Here is a 16,079-nt window from a genome sequence, read left to right on the forward strand (position 1 = left end):
TGTCGGCAATACCCAAATTCGAATGAGCACAACGGAATCTTGAAATTTTACCTAGGTTCGTCACGAGTAACAAGTATTCACGCGCTTTATCCAGTGGAATTCGACATTAATTAGAGGAAAAACCCTAAATAACCTTGGCATTAAAATTGCTTTTATTTGCTAGTTAAAGTTTGCGTCAAAGTTTTGATTTGGAGTATCTATGGAACTTGTTTCGTTATTAATCCTAGTACTAGTGGTGGTTGCTGCCTTTGTAGCGTCAAAATTTACCCACTCAGGTAACCCGTATCCGTTCACACAAAAGAAATCCCTATTTACACAGGTAGAAACTGCATTTTTGAACCTGCTAGAGAAAGCAATTGGCTCAGATTATAAAATTGTCAGTAGAGTAAAGCTCATTGATATTTTAGAGTTTCAACCAGGTACTGATGAAAAATCTCGCCGTAGTGCGCTGGCTAAAGCACAAAATAAACAACTAGATTATGTGCTGCTTGATAAAGACAGTTTAAAAATTGTTGCAGCAATTGATTTAGTAAATAATGCGAGTAAAAACGGCCATAAAGCCAAGAAAGACTGGTTTGTAAACGGTGCGCTAGAATCTGCGGGTATTCCGTTAATTCGCATTAAAGTTAAATCAGGCTATAAGGCGCAAGAAGTGAGACAGGCGATCTTGTTTAAATTAGGTAAACAAACCAATAACAGTAAACCAATTCGTAAATCAACGATTAAAAATACGCCTGTTCTTTCTCCATCACAAGTTAAGTCAGCCTCAACAGCACTTGCACAAATATAAGTTTTCTTTTTAAAACCCGCATATTGCGGGTTTTGTTTGTCTATTAGTTGTTAACCTAGCTATAATTCCGCCATATTTCTTTTATTCGCTTTTTAAGTAGGCATAACCAACATGAAAATCGGTATTATTGGCGCAATGGAGCCAGAAGTAGCAATTTTAAAAGCTGCTATTGAAAACACCCAAATTACAGAACGAGGTAGTTTCACCTTTTATCAAGGTCAACTTGCTGGACAAGACGTTATTTTGGTTCAATCAGGTATTGGTAAAGTGGCATCGGCACTTGCGACAACATTAATGATTGAGCTTTTCGCACCAGATTGCATTATCAACACAGGCTCTGCTGGCGGTTTTGAACAAAGCTTGAACGTTGGTGATGTGGTAATCTCAAGCGAAGTACGCCACCATGATGTTGATGTAACTGCATTTGGTTATGAAATGGGTCAAGTACCACAAATGCCACCAGCATTTATTGCGCATAAAACTCTAGTAGAAAGTGCTGAAAAAGCGATTGCCTCAATGTCTAAAGGCATTAAAACCATGGTTGGCCAAATTTGTACAGGAGATTCATTTATGTGTGACCCTGTGCGTATCGATAAAACGCGTGAGCAATTTCCAAATATGCTAGCGGTGGAAATGGAAGGTGCTGCAATTGCACAGGTATGCCATCAATTAGACACACCCTTTGTCGTTATCCGCTCACTTTCAGATATTGCTGGTAAAGAATCGCCAGAATCATTCGAGTCATATTTAGTTAAGGCTTCAGAAAACTCTTCTGAAATGGTTATTGCGCTTCTAAATAACTTAAAGCAGGTAACTCTGTAAGTGGGGTTTGAACCACCACTTTTTTCAATCAGTGCATGGAGCACTTTGCTGCTTGCACTGATTACTTCCTTTATATTTTTACCCGCTGAATACCACCCCACTCCTCTTTTCAGATTGTTGGTCAGCAAGTTAGCCAAGCGTATTTATGATGAAAAGTCATCGCCATACTATCAAGTATTTTCCTCTCTTTTCCTAACTACACTCATCGTATCTTGTATAACAGTATTAAGTGTTGGCGTTATTAGCTTTGCTCATTTCCCAATTGCATTTGAGTTGTTAGTGTTATTTTTATTTATCTCGAACCCTTACAACAATCCAAAGTTGAAAAGAGCGACTTGGCTGTTAGCGCAAAATCAAAAACCGGTTGTACGCGATATTTTAAGCCTATGCTTACGCCGAGATACGGCTAACTTATCAGAAACAGGTATAATAAAAGCGGTCATTGAATATCAAAGCTTGACCTTTGTACGTCAATTCTTTGTTCCATTGCTGTTTTATTATGGCTTTGGGTTTATGGTTACATTGGTATATTGCTTAATAACAACTTGCGCCAATGCTTATTCAAAAGCGACACCTCTGGATAGTAAGTTTTGTCTTGCTAGCCGCAAAATTGTCGACACACTTGAATATATTCCATTACGTTTATTTTGTTTGCCACTTCTATTAAAACCAAATACGCAAAGCTTTAAATATCTCTCGTTGTATGTGCGAAATGGCTATAACAAGAATTCATGTTTTTTGCTTTCATGCCTTGCTGGATATATTGACAAGCAACTAGGCGGCCCAGCTTATTATCAAGGTATTCGATACAGCAAAACACGTATTGGATCAAAGCAATTACCAAAACAAGATGCCATTAAAAGTGCTAAAAACGCACTTGTTTTTGCTAGCCTCTTTTGGCTTTTTATTATTTTACTACTGGAAGTTATTTATGCGGCTACCAACCATTTTTAACTTGGTGACTTTTAGCCTTCTTTTTTTAAGTTGCTCTCTTACTGCATCACCGAAACGAATTGCAACCCTTGCACCTCACTTAACCGAATGGACTTATTCACTCGGCAATGGCGAACAAATAATTGCTGTTAGTAGCTATAGTGATTACCCGGAAGATGCCAAAAGGCATCCGATTATTGCTGATGCTAATGGCATAAACTTAACTAAGTTGGTTGAGCTAAAGCCTGACCTTGTCTTAGTTTGGCGCTCAAATGCCAAACTTGGGCAAATAGAAAAAATGAGGCAATTAGGGCTCAATGTGTTCGTATCTGATCCACACACACTGGAAGATATCGAAAAAGAAGTGTTAGCACTTGGCGAAGAGCTAGCTCAACAAGTTGCTGCAAAAAACTACACTAAGAAATTTAAAAGCGATATTCAAGCATTAAAAGAACGTTACCAAAAAACATCCCCTTCAAGTGCATTTTTTCAACTTTGGCACACACCTATAATGACCGCCAACAAACATACTTTAGTTAACCAAATTTTCGAGATGTGTGGGCTCAAAAACGTATTTTCATCAAGCAAGGTAAATTACCCTACAGTGAATAAAGAACAAGTATTGCTTAAACAACCTGAATTCATTGTGATTTCAGAAATGGATAACGACAATGTTCAGTCATCCATTTGGCATGGCATGAACACCATACCTGCGGTAAAGAAAAAACAAATAATAAAATTAAATCCAGACCATTTACATCGCTACACTAACCGAGTGCTGATTGCAGCTAATGAACTTTGTCACAAGGTAAGTGCTTTTTAATAGTAACGTTTGTGGGTTTAAAATAAACCCTCAATTTCAAGTAACCGTTTTTTCGCGCCCAGTCCACCTGCATAGCCTGTCAATGTTCCATTACTGCCAATAATACGATGGCATGGGACAATAATTGATATTGCATTGGCGCCATTGGCATTTGCTACCGCGCGAACCGCACTTGGCATATTGAGTGACTCTGCTAGTTGACCATAGCTTTGTGTTTTACCAAAAGGAATGTTCTGTAATGCCTGCCAAACTTTTTGCTGAAAGTCAGTACCCACAAACTTCAGCGGAATTGAAAACAGAGTAAGCTCTTTAGCAAAGTAAGCGTCTAGTTGACTTATTACTTGCTTATTAAATGCACTGTCTGAACGGGTATACTCGGCATTTAGCCCTTTGCAAAGGCGACTATCTACTCGAGCCCTTGCTTTTCGATCATACCAATCACATAAGCACAATTTTTCATCAAAAGACCCTATCAGTATTTCACCAACCGGGCTTTTGTATTCTGTTATATTTATTTTTGACATACAAAAAAGCCCACATTTGTGGGCTCCTTTTTAATTTACAGTTACTTTAGCAAATTTACGTTTACCTACTTGGTAAACTTCACAACTGCCAACTTCTATTAACATTTTACTATCAGTTACCTTTTCTTTCGCATTGATTTTAACAGCGCCTTGCTTAATCATACGAATTGCTTCAGAGGTACTTGCAACTAAACCAACTTCTTTAAGTAAGCTAGCAATAGTAAGTTCGCCATCTGCAGTAATTGTTACTTCAGGAATATCATCTGGTAACGCATTTTTTTGGAAACGCTTAATGAAGTCTTGATGTGCTTCTTCCGCAGCCTCCACAGAGTGGAAACGTGCAATCATTTCTTTCGCGAAATCTATTTTGATATCACGCGGGTTAGTACCATTAGCAACTTTTTCTTTAAGCGCTTCAATTTCATCAATACTTAATGCACTTAACAGCTCGTAGTAACGCCACATTAAATCATCAGAAATTGACATCACTTTACCAAACATATCGTTTGGTGCGTCAGTAATACCAATGTAGTTGCCTAATGACTTAGACATTTTCTGAACGCCATCAGTACCTTCAAGTAATGGCATCATTAATACAGTTTGCGGCTTTTGACCTTCGTCTTTTTGTAGCTCTCGGCCCATTAATAAGTTAAAGCGCTGATCAGTACCACCAAGCTCAACATCTGATTCAAGAGCTACTGAATCCCAACCTTGTACCAGAGGGTATAAAAACTCATGAATTGCAATTGATTGACCACTTGCATAACGCTTTTTGAAGTCATCACGCTCAAGCATACGCGCAACTGTCTGGCGTGCAGCAAGTTTGATCATGCCTGCAGCACCTAGCTTTTCCATCCACTCAGAGTTGAAAGCAACCGTTGTTTTCGCAGGGTCAAGAATTTTGAACACCTGCTCTTTATATGTCTCAGCATTAGCAAGCACATCTTCGCGTGTAAGCGGCTTACGGGTTGCATTTTTACCGGTCGGATCACCAATCATGCCCGTAAAGTCACCAATTAAAAAGATAACTTCATGGCCAAGATCCTGAAATGTTTTCATTTTATTGATCAGAACAGTGTGACCTAAATGAAGATCTGGCGCTGTTGGATCAAAGCCCGCTTTAATTTTTAACTTTTTACCTGATTTTAGTTTTTCAACTAATTCATCTTCAATCAGGATTTCTTCTGCACCACGCTTTATTTCCGCTAACGCAGCTTGGATATCAGCCATGTATTTCTCCGTTTGCAAAAGTACATTTGCGTACTTTGACAAAAAATTCATTTTTAAGATAACAATTTCTTGATTCTACCCTATATTCTGGTCACTTTAAATGCACAAAACACTGGCACTACAGGTCATATAAGGTTATTCTGATTTTATTCACTTTTATTTAATTAATGTAGCAAAAGGCACATTATGGTTTTGCAAGTAAAAAAACTACCGAAAAAACATAAAATGTTGCTCGCTGGGGTAGTTACATTTATTACAGCTTTGGTGCTTCTACCCTCTGAAAAGGCGAGTGCTTCAAGGCAAACAAATCAAGATGCGCTTGAAATTGGTAAACGCTACGAGCTTGCAATTGAAGTAGAAAAATTAGAACAAGAAACTGCTGCGGCTAAACCTAGCAAGGAATTACCCGAAGTAACACTTGATTTTAAAGAGTTCAAAGTAAAAAAAGGCGATAACCTCGCAAAAATCTTCAAACGCGCAGGTTTTTCAGCCTCAACTCTGCATAAGATTATCAACGCAAACAAATTAAACAAACAACTTACCAAGATCCACCCAGGCGATTCTCTGCTATTTGCTGCAAATGAAAATAACGAACTCATTCAGTTAAATTACCAAATTAGCCGCACAGAAACTTTAGTTGTTAAACTCAATGATGATCAAACAATTAGCTCTAGCCTTGACAAAAAAGACATCGAAAAACGCACCGAATATGCTTCGGGCATTATTGATTCAAGTTTTTGGAGTGCAGGGATCAGCGCAGGCCTTAATGAAAAACAAATAATCAATTTCGCTAATATTTTTGGTTGGGATATCGACTTTGCCAATGATTTACGAAAAGGCGATGCATTCACATTAATCTATGAAAACCATTATGTGGATGGTGAATACATAGGCACAGGCAAAATCTTAGCCGCTGAATTTATAAATCAAGGCGAAAGCTATGCCGCAGTTCGCCATACAGATGATAATTTTTATACCCCTGAAGGCCGCAGCTTACGTAAAGCTTTTTTACGTGCTCCAGTTAACTTTAAGTACATTAGCTCCAACTTTAATCCACGCCGAAAACATCCAGTTACCGGTAAAGTGAAAGCACATAGAGGCATTGATTACGCCGCTAAAACTGGCACCCCTGTAGTTTCTGCTGGTAACGGCACGGTGATTAAGGCGGGATATAATAAATACAATGGTAATTATGTATTTATCCGACATGGTCAAGAATATGTCACCAAGTACCTCCACTTACATAAGCGTAAAGTAAAACGCGGCCAAAAAGTAAAGCAAGGGCAACTTATTGGAACTGTTGGTGCGACTGGTCGTGTAACCGGCGCACATTTACATTATGAGTTCTTAGTTAACGGGGTTCACCGTAATCCACGAACGGTAAAGTTGCCAAAAGCTGAAGCGCTGCCTAAATCAGAATTAGCGAACTTCAGACCTTACGCTAAAAATATGGTTGCAAGTTTACAGAAAAACAGAGAGTTACAACTCGCTCTCGCAAAATAGCATATTAGGCACCTTCGGGGGCCTTTTTCGTTCTAACAGAGCAAACTTCTTCTGCCTATACTTAACGCTAAGGAGGCAGATACTATGTTGTTTATTTTACTCGTTAGACGTGCAACTCTTATTAGCATTTGCTTATTATTGCTTACCTGCACCCAAGCACCTCACTCTCAATTTCGAGTATTAAATTCTGCGCCAGTTCAAACGACAACACAATTGAACGTTGAAACTCATATACGCTTTAGCAAAAGACCTGTAGATTTGGTTAAATACCCTATCGCGCTTGGCACAATCGGGCCCATAACACCGCTTTACGCAGGAGCCAACCGCTATCCATTTTCTTGTGACACAATGCGCTCAGGACTTGGTCAGCCGGAAGTAGACAACCAAGAAGCATTTGGTACAGCAGTTTTCAAAGAGGATAAAGATGGGAACATCACCAGTACAATTGTAGGCTACAGCAAAGACTGTTTAGCACGCTCAAAGTTACGCTACTTTGCTGTTAGCTTTGATGGTAAAAGTTTTGAGGTAACATCCATTTCACAACTAGAAGAAGTTGCCTCTAAAAATTCACTGCAATTGATTAGATTAGAGCAAGGAACAATAAACCGACATATATATACGATTGCAATGCCCATAACTGTTCAAGAGCATGGCACATGGAAAACAAGCTCACTGTGGAACAATAAACTCATTTATCAGTTTGCAGGTGGGGTCGGCATTGGCTTTCGTCAGGGTAAAGTAAACCCAACTAAATTGCTTAATCGACGCTATCGGGAATTACACAAAGGCTTTGCGGTAATTACATCGAGTGCCAATAAAACAAGTTACACCTACAATATGCTGCTAGCTGAAGACACGGCTTGGCGCATTAAACGTCAGTTTGAAGCTCTTTATGGTATACCTGAATACACCATAGGTATTGGCGGCTCTGGCGGTGGACTTGCACAATACTTAATTGCACAAAATAGTCCAGGCCTAATCGATGCAGCGATTCCACTCTATTCTTATCCTGATATGGTTTCACAAACCATCTATGCCTTAGACTGTGATTTATTTAATACGTATTACCATTTTAAAAGCGACTTAGCGAAATGGGAAAGCCGCTCTAAACGTCTCGCCATTGAAGGATTAAACAATGCGGAGATAGAACACAAATCTTGGTTTTATACCCCCATCAACCAACTTATTACGGGCCAAACACTTTATCGCCCCAAGGTTTACAGCGAATGTACTCATGGTTATTTTGGCTTAAGTAGTTTAGTTAACAACCCAGCCCAAGGTTTTCTTAAGCCGCTATTTAGTCAAACTGTTAATCAGCAGACTAATTGGAGTTATTGGCAAGATTTAGCGCTTATTACACAGCAAAAAGGTGACTTAAATGCACCTTCACTCTGGGACAATCAAGGTGTGCAATATGGTTTAAAAGGCTTGAAGCAAGGGCAATTGTCTCCAGAAGAGTTTTTACACTTGAATTACCACATCGGAGGCTGGAAACCTCAGGCAAAACAGCAACCAGAACAATTGTTGTTTTTTCCTTTTATAAAAACCCCTATATGGTTAACACAATGGAGCCGACATAACATATACAATGCTGATGAAAGGCCGGCTAAGCGCACTCAGTCAAATATTAATGCAATTCAACAAGCCTACCGTTATGGTCAAATCTACTTAGGAATCAATGATATTCCAACCATTGATATACATCATTATTTAGAAGACCAACTTGATATGCACCATATTTCAACATCTTTCGCCACTCGCCTTCGTATTTTGCAACACCAAGGGAATCTTAAAAACCACCGTATTTGGATTGCCGACAAACACTATACACCACTCAATGAAGCATTTGCGGTGTTAGATACTTGGTTAACAACCAAGCAATCACCGGTATCTGCAAGTGATCGTTGCTTTGGCGAGCAAGGTGAAGTTATTGCTGAAGGTAAAAGCGTATGGGACGGTGAATGGAATAACAAAACAAAAGGAAAGTGCACGCGTCATTTCCCGATTTATACCAACTCACGTATTCAAGCTGGCGGCCCTTGGGCTGGAAGTGTTTTTAAATGTCAGCGCATTTCAGTTCGTGAAGCGTTAAATAAAGGTATTTACCTACCCATTGATATGACAGCGTATCGCGAAGAGCTAGAGCGCACATTTCCAGATGGTGTATGCGACTATAACAGACCCGATTTAGGTAACCCCTTTAGCGCATTAAATGGTAGATCAGACTCACAACCATTGAAATCATTACAAGCGGCCAAATCCAACGAGCAATCCTAGCGGTTTGCTGCTCTGAAAACCGCATGCCCGATTTTTCAATAAGGGGAATAATGACAATCAAGGCCACGAAAAGCACAATCAACAAAATAAAAACATTCATTAAACAATCCAATGTACTAGTTGAGTGATTGATTGTATCGAGAAAAGTGAAGATAAAAAAGCGGCCGAGTTAACGGCCGCAAATGAGCTGGTTGAGCTCTACGATGAAACTTATCCCACCATGGCAAGCAGTATACCCGCAGCAACTGCACTACCAAGTACACCGGCTACATTTGGCCCCATTGCATGCATTAATAAGAAGTTATGTGGATTGGCTTCCAAACCAACCTTGTTAACAACACGTGCAGCCATTGGCACAGCTGATACACCCGCGGCACCAACAAGTGGATTGATGGGTGTTTTACTGAATTTATTCATCAATTTCGCCATCAGTACGCCTGAGCCAGTGCCAATACCAAACGCCACAGCACCAAGGGCTAAAATGCCCAAAGTTTCAACCGTGAGGAATTGGTCAGCGGCAAGTTTAGAGCCAACAGCCAAACCAAGGAATATAGTTGTGATATTAATCAGCTCATTTTGAGCTGTTTTGCTTAAACGATCCACAACACCTGATTCACGCATTAGGTTACCTAAACAAAACATACCTACAAGTGGCGCCGCTGCAGGTAAGAACATAGCGATAAGCACTAATACTAATAATGGAAATATCACTTTTTCCGCTTTACTTACTTGGCGTAGCTGGGGCATTTCAATATTGCGCTCTGCTTCACTAGTAAAGAGTTTCATTATTGGCGGCTGAATAATTGGCACCAATGCCATATAAGAGTATGCAGCAACCGCAATAGCGCCAAGTAAATCTGGTGCCAGTTTCGACGCTAAGAAAATAGCTGTTGGGCCATCTGCACCACCGATAATGGCAATAGCGGAAGCGTCTTGCAGCGTAAACTCAAAACCAGGAATATAATTTAAGAAAATTGCACCAAATAAAGTGGCAAAAATACCGAACTGCGCAGCAGCACCTAACAACAACATTTTAGGGTTAGCAATAAGTGCACTAAAGTCAGTAAGCGCGCCTACTCCCATAAAAATAAGCAGTGGGAAAACGCCAGAGTCAATACCGATTTTGTAAACGTAGTAAAGCAACCCACCCACATCTGAAAGTCCCGCAAGAGGAATGTTAGTTAAAATTGCACCAAAACCAATGGGCACCAGTAAAAGTGGTTCGAAGTTGCGAACAATCGCAAGATATAACAATAGCGCTCCCACTAACATCATAATTAATTGGGGAAATTGTAAATTTGCTATACCTGTCGCTTGCCATAAGGTCATTAAGCTTTCCATTACACCTCTCCAACCTTAAGCTAACGATATTAATGGTTCACCAGTTGCTACTGAGTCACCTTCTGATACAAAAATATCTGCAACTGTGCCATCTTTTGCAGCGCGAACTTCCGTTTCCATTTTCATCGCTTCCATAATAATTACCACATCACCTTGGGAAACCTGCTGACCTGGCTTAACATTTACTTTAAAAATATTACCCGAAAGCGGTGAATTTAAGGTTTCCGCAGCATCAACCGATGCCGATTGCGGCAATACATCAGTGTGCTGACTTGAAGCGCTTGGTGCCGGTTGAATATTGGTTAATTCACCACTTGGCGCGACACTGACCGCATACACCTTACCGTCAACACTGATGCTGTAATGTTCTGTTTTGCCATTGCCTTTTGGTGCGGGTGTTTGCTCTGTTGGTAACGGTTCATTGCTTGGTGCAGGCTCAAATGCTTCCGGGTTATTACGGTTTTTCAGATATTTCAAACCAATTTGCGGGAACAATGCATAGGTTAATACATCATCAATTACATCATCCGCTAAATCGAGTTTATCTTTTTGCGCAATTTCATCTAACTCTTGCTCTAACTTGCTAAGCTCTGGTTCGATTTGATCCGCTGGACGGCATGTGATTGGCTCAACGCCTTCTAAAACACGTTCTTGTAATTCTTTATTTACTGGTGCTGGCGTTGCACCATATTCACCTTTAAGCACACCTGATGTTTCTTTTGTGATGGACTTATAACGCTCACCAGTAAGAACATTTAAAACTGCTTGTGTGCCAACAATTTGTGATGTAGGTGTTACTAACGGCAAGAAACCTAAATCTTCACGTACTTTTGGTATTTCTAGTAATACATCGTCAAGCTTATCTTCTGCACCCTGCTCTTTTAATTGGTTTTCCATGTTAGTTAACATGCCACCAGGCACTTGTGCTAGCAAAATACGGCCATCAACCCCTTTCAAGCTGCCTTCAAATTTGGCGTATTTTTTACGTACTTCTCTGAAATAAGCTGCAATCTCTTCCAGTAGATTCATATCAAGACCTGTTGCACGATCCGTATTCTCTACAATTGAAACCATAGTTTCAGTGGCACTGTGGCCATACGTCATACTCATGCTCGAAATTGCGGTATCAAGCATATCAATACCCGCATCAATCGCTTTTTGATAAGTCGCTGTGCTAAGGCCCGTTGTTGCGTGACACTGCATTGCAATAGGTACCGCAACGGTTTCTTTTAATCCTGTAATCAGCTTTTCAGCATCGTAAGGGTTAAGCAGACCCGCCATATCTTTGATACAGATTGAGTGAACGCCTAAATCTTCTAATTGTTTTGCTTGATCGAGCCACATTTGAAGGTTGTGAACTGGGCTAACTGTATATGAAATTGTACCTTGCGCGTGAGCACCCACTTTTACCGCGGACTTGATTGCCGTTTCTAAGTTACGAACATCATTCATGGCATCAAAAATACGAAATACGTCAACACCGTTTTTATGTGCTCGTTCAACAAAACGTTCAACAACATCATCGGCATAATGGCGATAGCCTAACAGATTTTGGCCACGCAATAACATTTGTTGCTTGGTATTTGGCATTGCAGCTTTAAGCGCGCGAATACGGTGCCAAGGATCTTCACCTAAATAACGAATACACGCATCAAAGGTTGCGCCACCCCACGATTCCATTGACCAGTAGCCAACCTTATCGAGTTTCTCAGCGATTGGTAGCATATCCTCTAAACGTAAACGGGTCGCGAGTAATGACTGATGTGCATCGCGCAGTACTAATTCTGTTAATTTTAGTTGTGACATGATTTGGCCCCTTCTTATTATTGCTTTTCGCGGTACTGTTTAACTGCCGCGGCAATCGCTGCAACATGACTAGTTGGTAATTGATTACCAGACAACTTGACTGGATTTGGAGTTACCTCAGGTGTATGAAAGTTAGCAAGTACTTTAGACATTGCTTTAATGGTAAAAATTAAAATGGTCAAAAAAACAAAAACGACCACCATGCCAGTTAACATTAAAACAGCCGCTTCTAACAGCAATCCTGATACATCCATTCCCCACCTCAAACTTAGAATTTTTAGTTAGACTTTTTAAATAATTATTCAAACGTGATGCACAATATTGATCACTTACCACAAGTTGTCAATTGGTAAAACCAATTCACAATACTATACAAGATTAAACAACCCATTAACAATAGGCTAAAAACATGACAAACATGAGCTTATTTCATGACCTTTTAGCATTTAACGGTTTGTAAGAATAAAATTAAACGCAGTTTAGAGTGTTTAGAGATAAAATAAGCGTTTTAAAAGAGGAAATTAGATAGATGGTATCATAAGGCAAATAATTGGTAAGACCAATTATTCTAACATAAGATATAAACATTCAATCACACTGATTATTTCTCAAGTTTGGTAATACAAACATGAATGCTTCAGCAGAAATGGAGTTAGTTAAAGGCTGTTAAGCCACAACCCAACACTCTTATTGAAATATTTTAGACATTTTAGACGAGACCAAAAAAAGGGGGAACCTCCGATCGTCTAGTTCGTAGTAATTACTTAATAAAGCAGAGCTACGCGGTCAAAATAATCGTTTCATTGAAACTTAGGCACAAAAAAACTGACGCTCAAAGGTTGAAATCACTTCAAAAGAAGTGGCGGACGCGGGACTTATTTACCTAAAAGAGTGAACCTCCGAGCGACTGATTCGTAGCTAGGTACTCTATCTAGCAGAGCTAAGCCGTCGAAGTATGTATTTGCGTTTAAATAGGTCTCTTATGTTTTGCATCTAACAAATTTTAGGCACAAAAAAACCGACTCTCGTCGGTTGATATCACTTCAAAAGAAGTGGCGGACGCGGGACTTATTTACCTTAAAGAGTGAACCTCCGACCGACTGATTCGTAGCCAGGTACTCTATCCAGCTAAGCTAAGCTTCCGTAATATGCTTTAGTAGTTTACATCTAACTCTGATTCTTTCTATCTAACAAATTTGAGGCACAAAAAAACCGACTTTCGTCGGTTGATGTCACTTCAGAGGAAGTGGCGGACGCGGGAGGATTCGAACCTCCGACCGCCTGGTTCGTAGCCAGGTACTCTATCCAGCTGAGCTACGCGTCCGCAGTATGCTTTAGTTTTTACATCTTACACTGATGTTTACGAACCTTGTTCGTAGCCAACCTAAATAACCTATCTAGTTGTGCTTCAAGTCCGCAGTATGCTTTAGTGTTTACATCTAACTCTGATGTTTGTGTCTATTAAATCATAGAGACAAAAAAACCGACTTCTGTCGGTTGATGTCACTTCAAAAGAAGTGGCGGACGCGGGAGGATTCGAACCTCCGACCGCCTGGTTCGTAGCCAGGTACTCTATCCAGCTGAGCTACGCGTCCGCGATATTTCTAATTTTACATCTTAGCTGATGACTATTTATTTAACCACTTTAGTAAAGTGGCGGACGCGGGAGGATTCGAACCTCCGACCGCCTGGTTCGTAGCCAGGTACTCTATCCAGCTGAGCTACGCGTCCGCGATATTTCTAATTTTACATCTTAGCTGATGACTATTTATTTAACCACTTTAGTAAAGTGGCGGACGCGGGAGGATTCGAACCTCCGACCGCCTGGTTCGTAGCCAGGTACTCTATCCAGCTGAGCTACGCGTCCGTACAAGACATGGCGGAGAAGGAGGGATTCGAACCCTCGATAGGGCTACAAACCCTATACTCCCTTAGCAGGGGAGCGCCTTCGGCCACTCGGCCACCTCTCCGTCTTGTGGGTGCGTATATTAAAGCCTATTGAAAATAAGTCAAACAATTTTAGTCATATTTTTTCTGTTCGTTCACAGAATATGCAGTTTGCTTATTTTTGTAGCTAAGGCGGCTAGAATATACAAGTTTTTATATTAAGTAGCAGCCGAAACTGCTACTTAAATTTGCCTATTTTACACTTTCAATCCAGCTATCTAGTTTAGCTTCTAGAATCGGCATTGGCAGTGCACCATCAATCAAAATTTGTGTATGGAACGCTTTAATATCAAATTTATCACCAAGTGCAGCTTTTGCTTTTTCACGCAGCTCACGGATTTTAAATTCACCCAATTTATAAGATAAGGCTTGTCCAGGCCAACCGATATAACGCTCAACTTCTGAAATAATGTCACTTTCAGCCATGGATGAATTTGCTTTCATGTATTCAATACCCTGCTCACGTGTCCAACCTTTGGCATGGAAACCTGTATCTAACACAAGGCGCATCGCACGTAATTGCTCGTCAACTAAACGTCCGTACCACATATAAGGGTCGGTAAATAAGCCTAGCTCTTTGCCTAAACTTTCAGCATACAGTGCCCAACCTTCAGCAAACACTGTGTAGCCACCAAACTTTCTAAAGCGTGGCAAACCTTCTACTTCTTGTTGTAATGCAATTTGGAAGTGGTGACCAGGAGCAGCTTCATGAATCGAGAGCGTTTCGAGTAAAAACTTAGGCTGGGCCTTTAGGTTATGTGTGTTGATGTAAAACACGCCCGGTCTTGAACCATCAGGTGCTGGTGCTTGGTATGAAGCGCCTGCAGCAGATGCCGCTCTAAATGCTTCAACCGGTTTAACTACGTAATCTGCTTTAGGCGCAATATCGAAGAGTTTTGGTAGTTTGGCATCTATCTTAACTTTTACATCTTCATACGCTTTAACAAGGTCTTCTGGTTTATCGTAATAGAACTCATCACTATCACGTAAATGAACAAAGAACGCCGCTAAATCCCCTTCAAAGCCTACCGCCTCTTTCACGCCTTTCATTTCATTTAAAATGCGCTCTACTTCACTCAAACCAATTTCGTGAATTTCATCGGCATTTAAATCAAGCGTGGTGTGTTGTTTAATCAAGAATTCGTACCATGCTTTACCATTCGGTAAATTAGAATAACCAACTTTATCGTTTGCAGCTGGAATGTATTCTTGCTCTATAAAAGCTGCCATCTTTGCATAGGCTGGTACTAGCGTTTTAAGAATAAGTGCTTGATAGTCTTTTTCAATTTGCGCTTTATCTTCAGCAGAAATTGACTCTGGCATTTCTGCTACAGGCATCCAAAAAACACTTTGCGTATGGTCTGTTACAACATGTGCTTGGAATTGTGGTAAAAGTTTTTTCGCTAGTACTTTAGGCAAAGTAACATTTTGCTTCATACCCTCGCGCATGTTTGCTTCAACACTCTCCAACCAAGTTACAAAACCATTTGCACGGCCAATAAAGGCATCAAATTCTGCTTTGGTTGTAAACGGTTGCGCACTTTTACCCGAACCTAGACTTGCAAAAGTATTATGTTGACCGGCCATTTGGTCAATTGGGATTAAATAACCAGGGAATTTTTCAGACTCTAACGACAGCGCCAAGTCACGCTTAAAAATTTGATAACTTAAAAGATCTTGCCCAGTTAACTTGGCAGAATCAATTTTTGCTAGCGATGCCTGATATTTTTTTGTAAATGCAGTCGCTTTTGCGCGATTTTCAGCACTTATTACAGGGCTCCACTGATTATTATATTGAGATTCACCCACATAAGTACCGGATACCGGCGAAAATGCTAAGGCTTCATCAAAATAATTTTCAACAAGTTGATTTAGCTTTTGGTTTTCACTTAGCTGAGCCGACTGCTCTACTGCTGCTTTCGTTGTTACTTCAGTATTATTGGTATTTGTTTGAGTATCCATGCAGCCTGTTAAGGCAAAACCGACTGCAAGTGCGAGAGAGGTTTGTTTAATCATAGCATTTTTATCATTATTAAAATTGTATACATCATAACAGTAGATAAAACAGTGACAAGCTATTAAA

General features: G+C 40.2%; 12 protein-coding genes and 5 tRNA genes. 6 read left to right on the plus strand and 11 right to left on the minus strand.

Annotated elements, in window-relative coordinates:
- Positions 1-199: 199 nt before the first annotated feature.
- The 4 genes from OM33_RS13260 (at position 200) to OM33_RS13275 (ending at position 3,368) form a co-directional block, all read left to right on the plus strand.
- On the plus strand, positions 200-790 hold the full coding sequence (locus OM33_RS13260) for a DUF2726 domain-containing protein (RefSeq protein WP_038642378.1): 591 nt from the start codon (positions 200-202) through the stop codon (positions 788-790).
- Positions 791-901: 111 nt separating this feature from the next.
- The gene (gene mtnN, locus OM33_RS13265) at positions 902-1,612 is read left to right on the plus strand and encodes a 5'-methylthioadenosine/S-adenosylhomocysteine nucleosidase (protein ID WP_038642379.1); all 711 of its coding nucleotides are present in this window, start codon (positions 902-904) and stop codon (positions 1,610-1,612) included.
- Positions 1,613-2,566, plus strand: a complete 954-nt coding sequence (locus OM33_RS13270; RefSeq protein ID WP_038642380.1) for a cobalamin biosynthesis protein — start codon at positions 1,613-1,615, stop codon at positions 2,564-2,566.
- Positions 2,544-3,368 carry a helical backbone metal receptor gene (locus OM33_RS13275; protein WP_052141010.1) on the plus strand — a complete coding sequence of 275 codons (825 nt, stop codon included), beginning with the start codon at positions 2,544-2,546 and terminating at the stop codon, positions 3,366-3,368. Before OM33_RS13270 ends, OM33_RS13275 begins: the two co-directional genes overlap by 23 nt.
- A gap of 17 nt (positions 3,369-3,385) precedes the next feature.
- Here the strand turns inward: OM33_RS13275 and OM33_RS13280 are convergent, their stop codons facing one another.
- Positions 3,386-3,892 carry a methylated-DNA--[protein]-cysteine S-methyltransferase gene (locus OM33_RS13280; RefSeq protein WP_038642382.1) on the minus strand — a complete coding sequence of 169 codons (507 nt, stop codon included), beginning with the start codon at positions 3,890-3,892 and terminating at the stop codon, positions 3,386-3,388.
- Between the two features lie 30 nt (positions 3,893-3,922).
- A complete protein-coding gene (tyrS, locus tag OM33_RS13285) occupies positions 3,923-5,122 on the minus strand; it encodes a tyrosine--tRNA ligase (protein WP_038642384.1) in 1,200 nt (399 codons plus the stop codon).
- Positions 5,123-5,308: 186 nt separating this feature from the next.
- Here tyrS and OM33_RS13290 point away from each other — a divergent pair, with 186 nt between their 5' ends.
- Both OM33_RS13290 and OM33_RS13295 read left to right on the plus strand, forming a co-directional pair.
- Entirely contained in the window at positions 5,309-6,625 is a 1,317-nt protein-coding gene (locus OM33_RS13290; RefSeq protein ID WP_038642386.1) for a peptidoglycan DD-metalloendopeptidase family protein, read from the plus strand.
- Positions 6,626-6,709: 84 nt separating this feature from the next.
- The gene (locus tag OM33_RS13295; protein WP_038642388.1) at positions 6,710-8,902 is read left to right on the plus strand and encodes a DUF6351 family protein; all 2,193 of its coding nucleotides are present in this window, start codon (positions 6,710-6,712) and stop codon (positions 8,900-8,902) included.
- Between the two features lie 210 nt (positions 8,903-9,112).
- On the opposite strand, the gene OM33_RS13300 is transcribed toward OM33_RS13295, so the two are convergent.
- The 9 genes from OM33_RS13300 to OM33_RS13340 form a co-directional block, all read right to left on the minus strand.
- On the minus strand, positions 9,113-10,243 hold the full coding sequence (locus OM33_RS13300) for a sodium ion-translocating decarboxylase subunit beta (RefSeq protein ID WP_038642390.1): 1,131 nt from the start codon (positions 10,241-10,243) through the stop codon (positions 9,113-9,115).
- A gap of 15 nt (positions 10,244-10,258) precedes the next feature.
- The gene (gene oadA / locus OM33_RS13305; RefSeq protein WP_038642392.1) at positions 10,259-12,049 is read right to left on the minus strand and encodes a sodium-extruding oxaloacetate decarboxylase subunit alpha; all 1,791 of its coding nucleotides are present in this window, start codon (positions 12,047-12,049) and stop codon (positions 10,259-10,261) included.
- Between the two features lie 17 nt (positions 12,050-12,066).
- Positions 12,067-12,303 carry an OadG family protein gene (locus tag OM33_RS13310; RefSeq protein ID WP_038642394.1) on the minus strand — a complete coding sequence of 79 codons (237 nt, stop codon included), beginning with the start codon at positions 12,301-12,303 and terminating at the stop codon, positions 12,067-12,069.
- Between the two features lie 993 nt (positions 12,304-13,296).
- Positions 13,297-13,373 (minus strand) — tRNA-Arg (locus OM33_RS13315).
- Between the two features lie 194 nt (positions 13,374-13,567).
- Positions 13,568-13,644: transfer RNA gene (locus tag OM33_RS13320), tRNA-Arg, on the minus strand.
- 59 nt (positions 13,645-13,703) lie between these two features.
- Positions 13,704-13,780: transfer RNA gene (locus OM33_RS13325), tRNA-Arg, on the minus strand.
- 59 nt (positions 13,781-13,839) lie between these two features.
- A tRNA-Arg gene (locus tag OM33_RS13330) sits at positions 13,840-13,916 on the minus strand.
- A gap of 10 nt (positions 13,917-13,926) precedes the next feature.
- Positions 13,927-14,019 (minus strand) — tRNA-Ser (locus OM33_RS13335).
- Between the two features lie 169 nt (positions 14,020-14,188).
- Complete coding sequence (locus tag OM33_RS13340) at positions 14,189-16,012, minus strand: DUF885 domain-containing protein (protein ID WP_038643392.1); 1,824 nt, start codon at positions 16,010-16,012, stop codon at positions 14,189-14,191.
- Positions 16,013-16,079: the final 67 nt, after the last annotated feature.

This window comes from Pseudoalteromonas piratica, assembly GCF_000788395.1.
In the GTDB taxonomy this organism is placed as follows: Bacteria; Pseudomonadota; Gammaproteobacteria; order Enterobacterales; family Alteromonadaceae; genus Pseudoalteromonas; species Pseudoalteromonas piratica.